The 14,838-nt window shown below is 64.3% G+C and carries 15 protein-coding genes; 11 read left to right on the plus strand and 4 right to left on the minus strand.

Translation table 11 applies throughout. The annotated features are described in order from the left end of the window. Window positions 1–815 (minus strand): hypothetical protein (locus FDY95_RS24865; protein WP_212744955.1); only part of this gene is annotated, 815 nt, incomplete at its 3' end. 648 nt (window positions 816–1,463) lie between these two features. On the opposite strand from FDY95_RS24865, the gene FDY95_RS24870 reads away from it, so the two are divergent. The 4 genes from FDY95_RS24870 to FDY95_RS24885 all read left to right on the plus strand — a co-directional run bounded on the left by FDY95_RS24870 (window position 1,464) and on the right by FDY95_RS24885 (window position 5,961). After that, a complete protein-coding gene (locus FDY95_RS24870) occupies window positions 1,464–2,162 on the plus strand; it encodes a hypothetical protein (RefSeq protein WP_138082257.1) in 699 nt (232 codons plus the stop codon). Window positions 2,163–2,393: 231 nt separating this feature from the next. Then, complete coding sequence (locus FDY95_RS24875; RefSeq protein WP_171025848.1) at window positions 2,394–4,025, plus strand: T9SS type A sorting domain-containing protein; 1,632 nt, start codon at window positions 2,394–2,396, stop codon at window positions 4,023–4,025. Window positions 4,026–4,240: 215 nt separating this feature from the next. After that, window positions 4,241–4,930 carry a DUF6882 domain-containing protein gene (locus tag FDY95_RS24880; RefSeq protein WP_138082261.1) on the plus strand — a complete coding sequence of 230 codons (690 nt, stop codon included), beginning with the start codon at window positions 4,241–4,243 and terminating at the stop codon, window positions 4,928–4,930. Between the two features lie 482 nt (window positions 4,931–5,412). Further along, window positions 5,413–5,961: a glycosyl-4,4'-diaponeurosporenoate acyltransferase CrtO family protein gene (locus FDY95_RS24885; protein ID WP_138082263.1), complete on the plus strand. Its 549-nt coding sequence runs from the start codon at window positions 5,413–5,415 to the stop codon at window positions 5,959–5,961. An 84-nt stretch (window positions 5,962–6,045) separates the two neighbouring features. Here FDY95_RS24885 and FDY95_RS24890 read toward each other — a convergent pair whose 3' ends face one another. After that, window positions 6,046–6,330, minus strand: a complete 285-nt coding sequence (locus FDY95_RS24890) for a hypothetical protein (protein WP_138082265.1) — start codon at window positions 6,328–6,330, stop codon at window positions 6,046–6,048. Window positions 6,331–6,541: 211 nt separating this feature from the next. Between FDY95_RS24890 and FDY95_RS24895 the strand changes: the two genes are divergently transcribed. Further along, entirely contained in the window at window positions 6,542–6,922 is a 381-nt protein-coding gene (locus tag FDY95_RS24895; RefSeq protein WP_138082267.1) for a hypothetical protein, read from the plus strand. A 105-nt stretch (window positions 6,923–7,027) separates the two neighbouring features. After that, on the plus strand, window positions 7,028–7,957 hold the full coding sequence (locus tag FDY95_RS24900) for a DUF389 domain-containing protein (protein WP_138082269.1): 930 nt from the start codon (window positions 7,028–7,030) through the stop codon (window positions 7,955–7,957). A 98-nt stretch (window positions 7,958–8,055) separates the two neighbouring features. Here the strand turns inward: FDY95_RS24900 and FDY95_RS24905 are convergent, their stop codons facing one another. Beyond that, window positions 8,056–8,520, minus strand: a complete 465-nt coding sequence (locus tag FDY95_RS24905; protein WP_138082271.1) for a hypothetical protein — start codon at window positions 8,518–8,520, stop codon at window positions 8,056–8,058. A gap of 158 nt (window positions 8,521–8,678) precedes the next feature. On the opposite strand from FDY95_RS24905, the gene FDY95_RS24910 reads away from it, so the two are divergent. The 5 genes from FDY95_RS24910 (at window position 8,679) to FDY95_RS24930 (ending at window position 13,279) form a co-directional block, all read left to right on the plus strand. Then, a complete protein-coding gene (locus tag FDY95_RS24910; protein WP_138082274.1) occupies window positions 8,679–9,257 on the plus strand; it encodes a DUF4269 domain-containing protein in 579 nt (192 codons plus the stop codon). A gap of 141 nt (window positions 9,258–9,398) precedes the next feature. Next, window positions 9,399–9,806: a hypothetical protein gene (locus FDY95_RS24915; RefSeq protein ID WP_138082276.1), complete on the plus strand. Its 408-nt coding sequence runs from the start codon at window positions 9,399–9,401 to the stop codon at window positions 9,804–9,806. 167 nt (window positions 9,807–9,973) lie between these two features. Beyond that, window positions 9,974–11,272, plus strand: a complete 1,299-nt coding sequence (locus tag FDY95_RS24920) for a TPM domain-containing protein (protein ID WP_138082279.1) — start codon at window positions 9,974–9,976, stop codon at window positions 11,270–11,272. A 238-nt stretch (window positions 11,273–11,510) separates the two neighbouring features. After that, entirely contained in the window at window positions 11,511–11,921 is a 411-nt protein-coding gene (locus tag FDY95_RS24925; RefSeq protein ID WP_138082282.1) for a hypothetical protein, read from the plus strand. Between the two features lie 374 nt (window positions 11,922–12,295). Then, entirely contained in the window at window positions 12,296–13,279 is a 984-nt protein-coding gene (locus FDY95_RS24930) for a pectinesterase family protein (protein WP_138082284.1), read from the plus strand. A gap of 87 nt (window positions 13,280–13,366) precedes the next feature. Here FDY95_RS24930 and aspA read toward each other — a convergent pair whose 3' ends face one another. Continuing rightward, complete coding sequence (gene aspA / locus FDY95_RS24935) at window positions 13,367–14,773, minus strand: aspartate ammonia-lyase (RefSeq protein ID WP_138082286.1); 1,407 nt, start codon at window positions 14,771–14,773, stop codon at window positions 13,367–13,369. Between the last annotated feature and the right edge of the window lie 65 nt (window positions 14,774–14,838).

A 14,838-nucleotide genomic window follows, 5' to 3' on the forward strand; every position in this document is an offset into this window, starting at 1 on the left:
TGGCCATGCACCACGTCCGCATTCAACTCGTCATTGACGAGCATAATCGACGATGCACCATGTATTAGACCACCGCTGATAATATAATATCTTCTGTGTCTTGATTTAAATATATCCTCCTTTAATATATCTACAACGCTGTATATTGCGTCGGCTTGTAATTCACTAATAACTTTCTGGGCTTTATTGGCAATTTCGTTTTTTTCGATTCTGACTTTTTCATCGTCACTGCCTATCTTTCCAGAAATAAGATCTTTAAAAACAGCGGGGGCAAGTCCCAGTTCTGTAGTTAATTTCTGCTTGATTTGATCTTCAACTGTTCGGACACGTATTTCGGTCTTTTCCCAGAAGTCATTTCTGTATTCGCGCAAATATGCTAGTGCTTCTTTTTTCTTTCTGCTTAGAAAGAATTTTTCAACCAATGATTCTAGGACTCCTCCTTCTTTGCAAGCTTCTTCGCCGAAATGCATTTTCAAAAATTCTATAATGAACACATGCTTCCATAATACTTTGTAAAATAAATCCAGATTTGTTCCTAGGCTTTTTAAATATCTTATAATGTCAGAATTGCTTAAGTATCTCAAAGACATTGCTTCTGGATTGATCCTATTCACATGTTCTTCTTGATCTTCTAAGTATCTTAAAAGTGCAGATTTTCCCGAGCCTGTGCGGCCTATAAGGATGCATTTGGCATTCTGAGTATCTTGTAAGACCTCAAAGTCTCCCTTGTCAGTAAATGCTTCAATTAATCTAGCATCTGTCTCTGCTTCAAGACTTCCTATATCAAGATTGCGACGGAAAACGAACTTGCCCATTTGTTGAACTGTGTTTTATTATTTTGTAGCAATAAGTATAAGGGAAAAAAGGTTTATTCGAAAGATATGTTTGTACATTTTGTCGACTGATTGAAACATATTTTTAGCAATCTGACTCATGCCGCCCGTTCAGCATCCCTCAACACGCTCCCCCGCCGCCCGGATACTGGCTACCTGGGCGGCGGGGTTCGTTCTGGCGAAGAGCCGATCGGAAGTCGGGTAGCCCGCAAACCATTGATTACAGGTCCTCAGGGTTCTTGTTGAGGTGGGTGCATTGGTTTACGGGCCGATGTGACGTCACACGTGCCCGGAAACCATGGTTTTTGCCCTCATGTGACGTCACAGTTGTTCGGAAACCATTGATTTTGCCCAGGTGCGACGTCACAGGTGCTCGAAACCAATGGTTTTTCCCTGCATGGGAAGTCATAGGGGCCCGAAAACGATGGTTTCCGAACAACTTTGACGTCCTAGTGGCCCGGAAACCACTGTAGCGGCAGTATGGCGGCTGGGGGTGGCTGTTGTTTGCGAAGTTTATTGCTGTATGGGGTGTTTCATTATGGGAAAGGCAAAAAATATCAGTTACTGATACACAAGTTGCCTAGACGGGCTTCTATATTCCCTCCGAAGTACCACAATCCAAACCCATTTATGTCCACTCTAATTAACGGTTCGGACGCTACGGCGTCGACCACCAAGACCGTGCGGCGCACGGCGCAACTTCCCACCAAAGACGTGCCGCTGGGCATCCTGGCTACCACCGTAGCGGAGAAGTGGCGGGCTTCCCCGCTGCCGCCGCTGATGTGGCTCAGCAAAGACAACTTCGCGGCGCAGGTAGCGGCTTTCGTGCTCAGCCACAAGGAAGCCGACGACACGGGCGACGCCCGCACCCCGCAGTCGAAGCGCCTCAAGGTGCTGGACAAAACCCTTGATACCAGTCTGCGCTACGTGAAGGGCTACCTGGAAGAAGAGTACGACGACCACGAGGGCTACTACGGCGAGTTCGGTATTGAGAAGCAGGGCAAGAATTACAAGCTGCCGCTCGGCCGGCCCGAGCGAGTAAAAGCCCTCGGCAAGCTGCTGGCGGCCTTGCGCAAGCACAAGTTCGACAAGAAGAAGTACGGCACGGCCTACTGGCAGCCGCTCTACGACGAGTATCAGCCGCTGGTAGCCGACAGCAACGAAACTACCGGGCAGCGCAGCGGCCTGGTGGACCAGAAGGACCAGGGCGCGGCCCAAGTGCGCAAGGGCCTGCGCAGCATCATTCACCACGTGAAGGCCAACTACCCCGACACCTGGGAAGCCGAGCTGCGCGGGTTCGGGTTTTTGAAGGAGTCGTTTGGGGGCTAAGAGCTGATTTGGGAAGTTTAGAGCATCATGCTGAGCGCCCTTGTTCAGTTTGAACGACTATGCGGACAGGCAACAGGGCCACTTTAGCCGCTACGGCCCGCTGGTTCCCGGCCCGGTTGCAAGCCTTGCAGCCGGGCCGCTGCGTTGATGGGGGGCGGAGCCGTGGTGCCGAAAGGTGCAATGGGGCAACTTGCCCTATTATTGGGGCTGATTTCACACTACTACCAGCTTATGCATCTGACCTCTACTCAAGTTTTCCGGCGCGCCCTGTTTCTGGGCGCGGCCTTGCTCGGCAGCGCGGCCGGGGCACTGGCCCAAGGGCCGGCCAAGCAATGGGACAAAGGCTTCGGCGGGAGCAACAGCGACGTGCTCTACGCCCTGCAGCAAACCCGCGACGGGGGCTATATCCTGGCCGGCTCTTCCGCCTCCCCGGCCAGCGGCGACAAATCCCAGGCCACCGCCGGCGCCCTCGACTATTGGGTGGTGAAGGTGGACGCCCAGGGCCTGAAGCAGTGGGAGCGGACGCTCGGCGGCAGCGGTACCGACCAGCTCCGCGCCCTACAGCAAACCAGCGACGGGGGCTACGTGCTGGCCGGAGGCTCTAACTCGCCGGTCAGCGGCGACAAATCCCAGTCCTCCCGCGGGGACTACGATTTCTGGGTGGTCAAGCTGGACTCGCTCGGGGCGAAGCAGTGGGACCGGACGCTGGGCGGCCTGGGATACGACCTGGCTTGGTCGGTGCAGCAGACCTTCGACGGGGGCTACGTGCTGGCGGGGCCTATTGAGTCGGGGGCGTCGGGCGATAAATCCGAGCCGACCTATTCCGGCGGTTACACTGATGGCTGGGTGGTGAAGCTGGATGCCCAGGGCACGAAGCAATGGGACCGGACACTGGGCGGCAACCAGCCCGACGAGCTGTTGACGGTGCGACAGACCACCGACGGGGGCTACATTACCTGCGGATTCTCCGCCTCGGGCGTGTCGGGCACCAAGTCGGAGCCCAGCCGGGGCAGCAACGACATGTGGCTGGTGAAGCTGAGCGGCCAGGGCGTGAAACTCTGGGACCGGACCTACGGGGGCAGCAGCTTCGACCACGCCGTGACCGTGGAGCAGGCCAGCGACGGGGGCTTCCTGCTGGGCGGGGATACGCAGTCGGGCATCGGCGGCGACAAAACCGAGACCAGCCGGGGCGCCCGGGACTACTGGGTGGTGCGCACCGATGCGCAGGGTGTGAAGCTCTGGGACCGGACGCTGGGCGGCCCCTATATCGACTACGGCATGGCCGCTCGGCTGACCCCCGACGGGGGGTGCCTGATGGCCGGCTACTCCATCTCGGGGGCCGGCGGCGACAAAACCGAGGGGCAGCGGGGCGGCTCGGATTACTGGCTGGTGAAGCTCTCGGCCCAGGGCCAGAAGCAGTGGGACCAGACGCTGGGCGGCACGGAGCAGGACGTGCTCTACGCCGCGCAGCAAACCCGCGACGGGGGCTTTATCGTCGGGGGTGGGGCCGTGTCGGGGCAGAACGGCGACAAGTCCCAGCCCAGCAACGGCGGCGTCGACTACTGGATTGTCAAGCTCGGTGTGGTAACGGCCGCGCAGCCCCCGCGCACCTTCACCCCGCCGGCCCTCTATCCCAATCCCGCCCACACCCGCCTCACGGTGCGCCTGGCCCCGGATGCGCCCCCCGCCGCCCTGCAGCTCCGCCTGCACGATGCAAAGGGCCGCGTGCGGCTGACGCTGCCCGTAGCGGCCCGGCAGACCGACGTGCCGGTGGAGCTGGGGCCGCTGCCCGCGGGCCTATACCTGCTGCGGGTGGAAGGCCCAGGCGGCTACGCGGCCACCCAGCGCCTGGTAGTGGAATAGCAAGGGCCGCGGAGCTGCGGGTTCCGGAAGGATTCATTTGGGGCTAGGAACCCGGCCACCCCACTACCAATGCAACCACCGCCGCTCGGGTTCTGGCTATCCGGGCGGCGGTGGTTGCATTGGCAATGCCCCGGGCAACCCTGCCCCTGTCCTCTTAGTAAGCCCTACCAAGCCCCCGAACTTTTATCTAACCCCAACGCTCAACTGCCTTCCCCATGACCCCAGCCGAACCCGAAGCCACGCCGTGCAAATCCGTGCAGGAACTCTTGGAGCGCTACGGCGTCCTGGCCTACGACAAGCAAAACGACCTGTTCGAGGTTATCGGCGAGAACAGCTGGAGCTTCGATATGGCGGCGGGCGCCATTTCCTTCGGGCCGGCGCTGGTGTTTCCGGTGCAGATTCTGGGCACGTTCTCGCACGCGTCGCAGAGCTGGCTGTGGGCCTGGGCCAACACCCAGTCGGGCATTCCGGAGCGGCTGCTGGCGCAGGCCCGGCAGCTCAAAACCTACGGGGAGCAGCAGGAAATCGACCTGCTCAAGCACGACGCCGTCGACGCGGAGGAAGATGACCTGCACCTGATCGGCTCCATTGCCGCGGGAATGTTCGACGCCAGCGGCTACTACCTGGCCGACTACGGGCAGGGCGTGATGCTCGTCACGGTGCAGAGCGAGCAGATAGACCGGCTGCGCACCAACGACTTGCCCCGCCTGCTGCACGCTTTTCCGCAGGCCATTTCCCTGTACGAGCTGCGGCACCGCCCCGCTTTCATCAGCTACGCCACCCTGAAGGGCTACACCGTGACCGAAGCGGCCGACTCCGTCACGGCCAGCAGCGCCGCCGGCACCCTCACCGCCACTTTCGACGACCTCGGCCGCCTGAGCAACCTAACGGGCAGCAGCAGCTAAGGCCCGCGTAAGGCCGCGGCAAGATTAGGCAGCGGCCCGCGGCCCTCCATCTGGCCCGGCGGCCGACGCCGCGGCCAGGCGAGCCGGCAGGAGGCGCTTGGCAAACAAGCATTGGCGCCGAGCACGGCCCGGCGCCGCCCACCCCGTAATTTCCCCCGGCCAGTGGCCGGCAGCCCTGGCCGGGGCCGCCGGCCACTGGCGTTATCGGGCGGGGCTACTCCTTGCGGTCGGTGGCAGCTGACAACGCGCTGGCCTCTGCGCAATCAGCAGTGGCAGCACCAGCCGGCCCGCGCCACCGGCGCGGAGCCGCGGCTTCGTAGCCGGGGCCCGGCCGGCCCCGACCATAGCTTCCCCGGCCTGTTTGCAGCTGGCTGCAGCCGGGCCGGTGCGTTTAGCGCAGCACGCCAGCTGGCTGCTGGTGGCACCTCCGCACCAAATTCAATGATGTTCTCAACCCTTTCGAGGCACTGCTTCCCCTTTTTATGAGCACCGAGCGGCAGCAGGCAAGGCGACGGGCGGGCTGGTACAACGCCGTGCCCAACGTACTGTGGTCGGTGCTGGGCCTGGGGCCGGTGGCGTGGTTTGCCTACGCCCACGTGGGGCGGCCCTGGCTGTGGGGGATGGTAGCAGTGAGTTTGCTGGCGTACCTGCTGCCGGCCCGGGCGCTGGAGCGGCTGCGGCTGAGCGCCTCGCCGGCCCGCTACCGCCGACTGGGCGTGCATTGGCTCAACCGCGTGACGCAGAACGGGGAGCTGGTGAACCGGCAGCTGCGGCGGCGGTTTCCCGGGTTTCGGCAGGTACCGGGGCGGGCGGCGGCCGAGCGGCACCTGCGCGCCTCCTACCACCTGGAACGGTTTCACCTGGCACTGCTGGTGTTCTTTGTGCTCGTCGGCGCCTACGCCGCCGCCTGCGGGCAGTGGGGCTGGGCCCTGCTGATTCTGGTGCTCAACGTCGGCTACAACCTGTACCCCATGTGGCTGCAGCAGTACTTGCGCAGCCGCCTGCGCGCCGCCCTGCGGCCCGGCCGCTGAACTGGTGCTGCGAGGCTAAAAAACGCACAGCCCGCTGCGGCGCAAGGCAGCGGCGGGCGGCGACGTGTAGAGAGGGGCAGCAGCTTAGTGGCGACCGTGGCCGTGGCCCCGGCCGTGCCCGCGCCCGGGGTGGCCGCCGGGCACGTAATACACCGGTTGGGCCGGCACCAGCATCACGGGGCGCGGCTGGTAGTAATGGCGGTGTTTTTTGTACTTATACTTGACGGGGTGCGTCTCATGCACCACGATTACCGGGGGGGGCGGGGCCGGTCGACCAATGTTGATGGTCACCTGGGCCCGCGCAGGAGCCGCGCTGAGGGCGAGGGCGCCTCCCGTCAGCAGGAGGGTCAGGAGAAAGGATGGTCGCATACGGGGAAAGGGAAAAGTGGACAATAGCGGCCTCAGGCCCGGGCAAAGATTACGCCAAGTTACCGATTTCAGCGAGAGGCAGCCCGGGCGGGCTTGACGCAAGCATAACCCTGCGGTACCGCGGGCGCAACACTGCTGCCGCACCTTTGTCGCGGCCAACGCCTGCGGGCCGGTGCCGCTTTTCCCCACCGTCAACCAACCCCACACTGCTATGAAACTGCTGCTGCAAACCGCCGCCCTGATGACCCTGCTGCTGATCGGGACCGGCCGCGCCGCCACCGCCCAGGAGCCCACCGCCCAGCCCGTGTGCCTCGACCAGGTGGCCGAGTGCGTGTACCTGGTGCGCGTGAGCAACCCCGCCCAGCTGCCCGGCCGCCTGCAACTGGTGCGCGCCACCGACGGCGCCGTGCTCTACGAGCAGGCCAGCACCGCCCCCGCCTTTGGCCAGAAGCTGAACGTAGGCCAGCTCACCGACGGCCGCTACGCCGTGGTGGTGCAGCTGGGCTCCGCCACCCACCGCTTCGCCCTCGACCTGCACACCACCCAGACGCGCAGTGCCCGCCTTATCAGCCTGGCCACGCCTGCCCGCTAAGGTCCGGCGCGCAACTTCGCGGGGCCGGACTTGCGTAGGAAGCATCGTTCTGTGCCGCCGGCGAGCCGTACGTGCTCCGCCGGCGGCACTTTTGCTGCTGCCCCTATGCACCGTACTCTGGAAATCACCGTACCGCCCGCCGTTACCGAGGTACTCCAAACGGAACTCGTCGCCCTCGACGACGTCATCGGCCTGACCTTGCAGCGCGGCGGTTCGCTCAAGCCCGTGGGCGACGTGCTCACCGTGCACGTGCTCAACCGCGGCGCCGACGAGGTGCTGCGCCGCGTGCGTGCCGCCGTTCCTGATAAACGAGACCTGAGCATCGTTACGGCCGAGGCTACCAGCTTCATCAGCCCCGCCGACCACCACCACGTGCGCGCCGACCAGGACGAGGCCATCTGGGAGGAAATGGAAAGCGGGCTGCGCCATCAGGGCCGTGTCACCAGCAATTACTTGCTGCTGATGGCGCTGGGCGGCGTCATTGCGGCGGTGGGCCTGGTGTCGGAGCCGGTGCCGCAGGCGGTGGCCTTTGTGGCCTCGGCCATCATCGCGCCGGGCTTCGACCCGATGACCACCGTGGCGCTGGGGCTGGTGCTGCGCCGCTGGCCGCTGGTGCGCCGGGGCTTCGGCTCGGCGCTGGCCGGCTACGCGGTGCTGGTGCTGGCCGCCGCTGCTACTATGTGGGCCATGGTGGCGGCGGGCGAGGCCAACGAAACGCTGCTGGCCACCAACAAGGAAGTGAAACACCTGGCCGACCCCAGGCTGATGGAGCTGGCCGTGGCCGGGGCCGGGGCGCTGGCAGGCGTGGTGATGCTGGCGGCCTTCCGGCGCAGCTTCCAGGCCGGGCCGCTCATTGCCATGGCGTTCATTCCGGCGGCGGCCCTCATCGGCGCCGGTCCCGTGGTGGGCCGCTTCGATCTGGCCCTGGAGGGGCTGGAGCGGTTTGGGGCCGACTGGGGCTTTATCCTGGCCTTGGGCATTCCATTTCTGTGGCTGAAGCAGCGCTTCCTGCACCGGCGCGCCCCGCTGGTGTAAGCACCCGGGCCTACGCAAATACATGCCCCGCCCCGATGCCTAACAGGGCGGGGGCGAGGCACGGGCAACGTGGCGACGTGTGCTGGCCTAGCGGCCCATCAGCGCCCCAGGGCGTTGGTAGCCGTGGTGGGCACCAGCAGGGCCTGCAGGGCAGGCGAGGCGGCCACGGCTTCGTCGAAGCAGGCAGCCGTGTAGTAGCGGTCGGTCAGCGGGTTCAGCCGCACGAAGAGCGTTTTGCGCGTGGCGCTGGGCCGGCGGTGCTCGGCGGCCGATTCCTGGTAGATGATTTCCTTGCCGGTCTTGTTGGTAAACACCAGTACGTACAGCCGCTGGGTGCTGAGCTGGTGCGTCTGCGGGTGGTAGCTCACCAGCACCAGCTCTTCGTTCTGGTGCGCGCGGGCCGCGCTGATGGCGGCGGGCATGTCCTTTTTCAGGTAGGTCAGCGGCATGTCCAGCGCGCAGCCGGCTAGTTGCTGCTCACCGGGAAACAGCTCGGTTTGGGCGGGTACTGCGGGCGCGCCGCACAGGCGGGCCAACGATGCCCAGAGTATGAATAGGTGCATAACAACAGCCAGCGTGGCGGCTGGCCCGACAGAGTAGGTGGAAAAGCGCGTGGGCCGGCCGCGGCTGAGGCAACTCAGGGGGTGGGCAACCAGTCCATTGATGCGTACGCCGGGCGCCGTCGTGGGTTGCCGGGCCCGTACCTTGCCGCCGCTTTCTTATGCGCAACTGGCACGACATCGAGTACCTGCAAGCCGGCACTCCGCGGCAACGCGCGGCCCACGCGGCGCTGCGGCAGCTGGGTATCCTGGCCACGCTGCAGTCCTACGGCCCGGTGCTGGCCGGCACCATCCCGCTGGCCGTCGATGTGGCCAGCAGCGACCTGGATTTGATCTGCGACGTCAGCGAGGCGCAGCAGCCGGCCTTCGGGCAGCTGCTGCGCCACCACTACGGCCAGCTGCCCGGCTTCGAGCTGCGCCAGGCCCGGTGGCAGGAGCGGCCCATGGTGGTCAGCCGCTTCCGGGCGGTGGGCTTTGATTGGGAAATTTTCGCGCAGCCACTGCCCGCGCTGCAGCAGCAGGCCGTGCGGCACCTGCAAGTGGAACACGCGGTACTGCAGGCCGGCGGGGAGAACTGGCGCCGGGCGGTGCAGGCGCTGAAGGCGCAGGGCCTGAAAACGGAGCCAGCCTTTGCCCAGCTGCTCGGCCTGCCCGGTGACCCGTATGTGGCCCTGCTCGCGCTGGAAAGCTGGTCGGCGGCTGAGCTGCGGGCCTACGTGGCGGGGTGCACAACTTTCTGAGGAGTACCAAGCTCGGTAAAAAATGCAAGGCTGGGCAGGCAACGGTGGGATAGAAGTGGTGCCTATACGAATGTTTTCGTTGAAGCCGCTCGCGGCGCGCAACGCGTTCAACCCTTTCAACCCTTTTACCACCTAACCGCTATGAAAACCCTCATCCAAACGGCGCCCCGCCTTGCCTTGCTGGCCGCCTGCCTTGGCCTCGGCGTTAGCCAACCGGCCCACGCCCAATCGGCTAGCCGCCCCCAGCCCGTGTGCATCGACCAGGTCGGGCCGTTCACCTACTTAGTGCGCGTGAGCAACCCCACCCGGCAGCCGGGCGAATTGCAGGTAGTGAACATGAGCAACAAAAAGTTGCTCTACCAGCACAACAGCCGCGGTATCGTGTTCGGCAACCTCCTGAACGTAGGGGCGCTGGCCGATGGTCAGTATGCCTTCTTGGTGAAAGTGGGCAAGCAGACCTACAACTACACGCTGGACATTCATTCCACATACGACCGGGTATCGCGCCTGGGCTCGGTATCGACGACGGCCATGGCCGTGGCCGATTAGGCCCCGCGGCGCTCCTGCCTTTTCCGAAGCGCCCTTGCCCTTACCGGCAAGGGCGTTTTTGTTGACAACTGCTGATTGGTGAAGCCAGCGGGCCGAGCGACCCCAGCCGCCGCCGCGTGCGGGGCGTACAAGGCAGACCGTCATCCATTCACTCCCCGTTTTCGCCTATGTACCGCTTCTTGCTCTTGCTCCTGCTGGGCCTGGCAGCCACTTGGGGGCAGCCCGCCGCTGCCGCTGAACTACCCCCGCGCCCGGTCCCGTTCACCTTCGTCACCGATCAGGCCCAACTGCTGCGTCCGGCCGACGTGCAGAAGCTGGAAAGCGGCCTGCGCCGCTACGCCGACAACACCGGCACCCAAGTGGTAGTGGTGACCGTGCCCTCCCTCGACGGCCGCGAGGTGGCCGACTACGCCCGGGCCCTGGGCACCGCCTGGGGCGTGGGCCAGCGCGACAAAGACAACGGCGTGGTGGTGCTGCTGGCCGGACAAGAGCACAAAGTGTCCATTCAGGCCGGTAGCGGACTGCGCCAGCAGCTGCCGCCGGAGCTGATCAACCGCATCATCAACGAGCAGATGACGCCCGGCTTCAAGCAGGGCAATTACTTCCTGGGTCTGCGCACCGGCCTGAACACGCTGATGCTGGCCGCCAACCCCGACTCGGACCCGCGCAAAAACCAGCCAGCCGCCACTGCCGCCGCCGCCGCCGACGCACCAGGGAGCGGGCTGAGCGCCGGAGCGGGTTCCGTCACCGCCGCGTCGTCCGCCCTGGACGAGCCCGCGGCCCCAGCCGAAGCGCCTTTCTCCCCTTCGGAGCCAACGGCGGCGGCGCCCAGCCCCGGTCCGGGCTTCGGCCTGGGCGCCATGGCCCTGGGGGCACTGGTGCTCGGCGGTGGAGTATGGCTGCTGCTGCGCCTGTTTCGCCGGCGGGCTGCCGCTAATGCTGCGGGCTACGGTAACAACCCAGCTGCCAGCTACGGTCCGGGCGGTGGCTACGGCGCCTCGGCGCCCACAAGCCCGGCCGGCGGCTACGGCCGCGGCCCGGCCAACCAGCCGGCGCCCGACTTCTACCCCAACCGCAGCGGCAGCGGCTTCGGGAGCAACACGGGCAGCGGCCTGGGCGGGGTACTGCTGACAGGTGTCGCCGCTGCCGCCGGCGCCTACATCGGCAACCGCATGGCCACCGGGCACGACGCGGACCGCCACGACAGCCTCGGGGCCGAGGGGGCCGCTGCGCCGCCGCTGCCCACCGGCAGCGGGGCTGCCTCCGGGGGCTTCCCGCTGCTCGATAGCACCGGCAACGACGCCGCCGGTCCCAACGACGCGCCCGACTACTTCGCCGACGACGCGGCCGGCAGCTCGCCCGACTACTTCTCGCCGGGCGACGCGGGCTCTTACGACGACCCGTCGTCCGGCGACACCGGCGGCGGCGGCTTCGACGATACCAACGACAACAGCGGTTCGTGGTAACTGCCGGGCGAGGCCTCACATCTTTGGGGGAGGCCGGACCGTGGCCAACCGCGTTTGGGCGTTATGGGATGGGTTAAGGGACAGGTTTCAGGACAGGTAGGGTAATGCGGCCCTGATGATGTGAATGCGCCAGGCAACGGTAGCCGGTAGCTTTGCATCTGTCAAGCAGCAACACAGTCGCCTGAGAGTCAGGTAGTGCTGCTGGTGCTCCGTCCAACCCTTCCAACCCTTGCCCGCTATGAAAACTGCCCTGATCAACACTCGCGTCCTGCTGCTCGCCGCCACCGCCTGCACCCTGGGATTTGCTCAGCCCGCTGCCGCGGCCGACAAGAACAACACCAACACCGACGGCCAGCCTGTCTGCGTCGACAAGGTGGCCGACTTCACGTACTTGGTACGCGTGAGCAACCCCGCACAGAAAGCCAGCCAGCTGTGGCTGGAGCGCGTCGACACCGGCGCCCGCCTCTACAGCAGCAGCGACAAGGCCCCTTCGTTCGGCCGCAAGCTGAACGTGAAAAACCTCGAAGACGGGCAATACGCCATCGTGGTGCAGACCGGCAAAAGCACCCGCCGCTACACGCTGGAGCTGGCCACGCAGCGTAAGCAGCGCGTGGCTTCGCTGCACGAAAACGCCGTGGCCGCCCGATAACGGTCCTGTTCGTCAGCAAGTTGATTTCGACGCCCCGGTCTGGCTGCTACGCGCAGTCGGGCCGGGGCATCGACGTTGTATGGCTGGCTTCACAATTCGGTAACCGGGCTTTTTGCAATCCGGTTAGGCTGAATTTCGTCCTATTCTGGTATCTTGGCCGGTGATATATTGGGAGCCGCCCGATTACGGTGATTGAACGTCTTTGAGGCCTGTCTCTTAGGCGTCGATATTCACCGCTGTTTAATTAAAAAACCGCACAACAATCCCGTTGCGCCGCTTCGCCTTGGTTTGCCGTAGTTTATCGGTTGCCCTGCGCACCGGCGTTATTCACCCCCTCACTTTCGCGCGCTGATTTTCCACCCGTCCTTTTTGCTATGAAAAAAGTACTACTTTTTTGTTTTCTGATCTGCCTGACTGCCAGCATGGCCTGGGCCCAACAGATGGGCCAGCGCGTGGTGGTGGCCCGCGACGGCAGCGGCAACTACCGCACCGTGCAGGAGGCGCTCAACGCCGTGCCTAAAAACAACACCACGCCCATTACCATCTTCATCAAGAAGGGCGTGTACAAGGAGAAGCTGAACCTGGCCAAGAAGCAGGACAACGTGCACTTGGTGGGTGAAGCCGCGGAGGAAACCATTCTGGTGTACGACGACTACAACGGCCGCGTGGTAGAAGGCGCCGCCGAGCCGCTGGGCACCTCGGAGGCCTCGTCGTTCCGGGTGTTCGGCAACAACTTCTCGGCCGAAAACCTCACCTTCCAGAACACGGCCGCGCATACGGCCGGCCAGGGCCCGGCCATGTGGGTGTACGGCGACAAGGCGCAGTTCCGCAACTGCCGCTTCCTCGGCAACCGCGACACGCTCTACGTGTACGGCTACGGCTCGCGCCAGTACTACAAGAACTGCTACATCGAAGGCACCACCGACTTTATCCTGGGCTCGAGCACGGCCTGGTTCGAGGACTGCACGCTCTCGTGCAAGCCCAGCGGCACCTGCATGCTGGCCGCCTCCACGCCCGATACCGTCACCTTCGGCATGGTGTTTCAGCGCTGCAAAGTGGTGGGCGACGTGCCCGAAGACTCGTACTTCCTCGGCCGGCCCTGGAAGCCCTACGGCAAAATCGTGTTCCTGAACTCCGAGCTGGGCGCTATGATCAAGCCCAAGGGCTGGGACCATTGGGGCAAGGAAACCAACAAGCAGGACGCCTTCTTCGCCGAGTTTAAGTCGAAGGGCCCCGGCGCGGCCAAGGCCAAGAACCGCGCCCTCTGGTCGAAGCAGCTGAACGCCCAGCAGGCGGCCCTCTACACCCCCGCCGCCGCCATGCACGGCTGGAACCCCACCGCGCAGGTCGTGGAGTAAACAAGCCCTGGATTTGAAACACTGCGGCCCCGATGCGTTGAGCATCGGGGCCGCTGGTTTTTGGGGCCGAAAAGTCGTCCGCGGCGCTTACTGAATGAAGTGCGGGCGGATCAGGTTTTCGAAGGTGAAGATTTCGTCCCACTTCTCCTGGCTCAGCAGCTGCCGCTCGGTCACGGCAATCTGGTACACCGACTTGCCGGTTTTGAGGGCTTCCTTGGCAATTTCGGCCGACATTTCGTAGCCCAGCACCGGGTTCAGCTGCGTGACGATACCCACGCTGTTGCGCACCAGCTCCTCGGCGTGCTTGGCGTTGGCGGTGATGCCCACCACGCACTTTTCGCGCAGGGTGTGCGCGGCGTTGGTCATGTAGCTGATGCTGGTGAACAGCGCGAAGCTGATAACCGGCTCCATCACGTTCAGCTGCAGCTGCCCGGCCTCGGCGGCCATGGTCACCGTCAGGTCGGCCCCGATGACGTAGAAAGCCGTCTGGTTCACCACCTCCGGAATCACCGGGTTCACCTTGCCGGGCATGATGCTGGAGCCGGGCTGCAGCGGCGGCAGGTTGATTTCGTTGATGCCGGTGCGCGGGCCCGAAGAGAGCAGGCGCAGGTCATTGCAGATTTTGGAGAGCTTCACGGCGGTGCGCTTCAGCACGCCCGAAAGCTGCACGTAGGCGCCGGTATCGTAGGTAGCCTCGATCAGGTCGCCGGCCAGGATGAGGTCGAGGCCGGTGATGTCGCGCAGGTGCTGGGTCACCAGCTCGGCGTAGCCCTCGGGGGCATTCACGCGGGTGCCGATGGCGGTGGCGCCCATGTTGATTTCGCTGATGAGCCGGCGCGAGTCGTCGATGCGCAGCAGCTCCTCGCGCAGGTTGGTGGCGAAGGCCCGGAACTCGTCGCCCATGCTCATGGGCACCGCGTCCTGCAGCTGGGTGCGGCCCATTTTCAGCACGTTGCGGAATTCCTCGCCCTTGGCCGCGAAGGCGTCGGCCAGCTCGGCCAGGGCGTCGCGGTAGCTCTGCAGCTTGTTGTTCAGCGCGATGCGGAAGGCCGTGGGGTAGGCGTCGTTGGTGCTCTGCGAGCAGTTGACGTGGTTGTTGGGGTGGCAGTACTGGTACTCGCCCTTCGGCTTGCCCATCAGCTCCAGGGCCACGTTGGCAATGACCTCGTTGGCGTTCATGTTCACCGAGGTGCCGGCCCCGCCCTGAATCATGTCGGTCAGAAACTGGTTGTCCAGCTCGCCGGTGGCCACCCGGTCGCAGGCCTGGGCGATGTAGCCGGCCAGGGTGGCGTCGAGCACGCCCAGGTCGCGGTTGGCCAGGGCGGCGCCTTTTTTCACGTAGGCCAGGGCCTGCACGAACAGCGGCTCGGCCTTGAGCGGAATGCCGGTGATGTTGAAGTTTTCGAGGGCGCGCAGCGTCTGGATGCCGTAGTAGGCGTCGGCCGGAATGGGCCGTTCGCCCAGAAAATCGTGCTCGATCCGGGAGGCGTTCATGAAGTCGATGGGGTGGGAATGGGGAAATGAAAGTGGCGCAATGGCCCGCCGGGCGAACCGTCGGC

This window comes from Hymenobacter jeollabukensis, from assembly GCF_005771675.1.
In the GTDB taxonomy this organism is placed as follows: Bacteria; Bacteroidota; Bacteroidia; order Cytophagales; family Hymenobacteraceae; genus Solirubrum; species Solirubrum jeollabukense.

Excerpts from the sequence above, each read along its gene's own strand:
- FDY95_RS24870 (WP_138082257.1), top strand. The coding sequence starts at position 1,464 with ATGTCCACTCTAATTAACGGTTCGGACGCTACGGCGTCGACCACCAAG.
- FDY95_RS24875 (WP_171025848.1), top strand. The coding sequence starts at position 2,394 with ATGCATCTGACCTCTACTCAAGTTTTCCGGCGCGCCCTGTTTCTGGGC.
- FDY95_RS24880 (WP_138082261.1), top strand. The coding sequence starts at position 4,241 with ATGACCCCAGCCGAACCCGAAGCCACGCCGTGCAAATCCGTGCAGGAA.
- FDY95_RS24885 (WP_138082263.1), top strand. The coding sequence starts at position 5,413 with ATGAGCACCGAGCGGCAGCAGGCAAGGCGACGGGCGGGCTGGTACAAC.
- FDY95_RS24890 (WP_138082265.1), bottom strand. The coding sequence starts at position 6,330 with ATGCGACCATCCTTTCTCCTGACCCTCCTGCTGACGGGAGGCGCCCTC.
- FDY95_RS24895 (WP_138082267.1), top strand. The coding sequence starts at position 6,542 with ATGAAACTGCTGCTGCAAACCGCCGCCCTGATGACCCTGCTGCTGATC.
- FDY95_RS24900 (WP_138082269.1), top strand. The coding sequence starts at position 7,028 with ATGCACCGTACTCTGGAAATCACCGTACCGCCCGCCGTTACCGAGGTA.
- FDY95_RS24905 (WP_138082271.1), bottom strand. The coding sequence starts at position 8,520 with ATGCACCTATTCATACTCTGGGCATCGTTGGCCCGCCTGTGCGGCGCG.
- FDY95_RS24910 (WP_138082274.1), top strand. The coding sequence starts at position 8,679 with ATGCGCAACTGGCACGACATCGAGTACCTGCAAGCCGGCACTCCGCGG.
- FDY95_RS24915 (WP_138082276.1), top strand. The coding sequence starts at position 9,399 with ATGAAAACCCTCATCCAAACGGCGCCCCGCCTTGCCTTGCTGGCCGCC.
- FDY95_RS24920 (WP_138082279.1), top strand. The coding sequence starts at position 9,974 with ATGTACCGCTTCTTGCTCTTGCTCCTGCTGGGCCTGGCAGCCACTTGG.
- FDY95_RS24925 (WP_138082282.1), top strand. The coding sequence starts at position 11,511 with ATGAAAACTGCCCTGATCAACACTCGCGTCCTGCTGCTCGCCGCCACC.
- FDY95_RS24930 (WP_138082284.1), top strand. The coding sequence starts at position 12,296 with ATGAAAAAAGTACTACTTTTTTGTTTTCTGATCTGCCTGACTGCCAGC.
- aspA (WP_138082286.1), bottom strand. The coding sequence starts at position 14,773 with ATGAACGCCTCCCGGATCGAGCACGATTTTCTGGGCGAACGGCCCATT.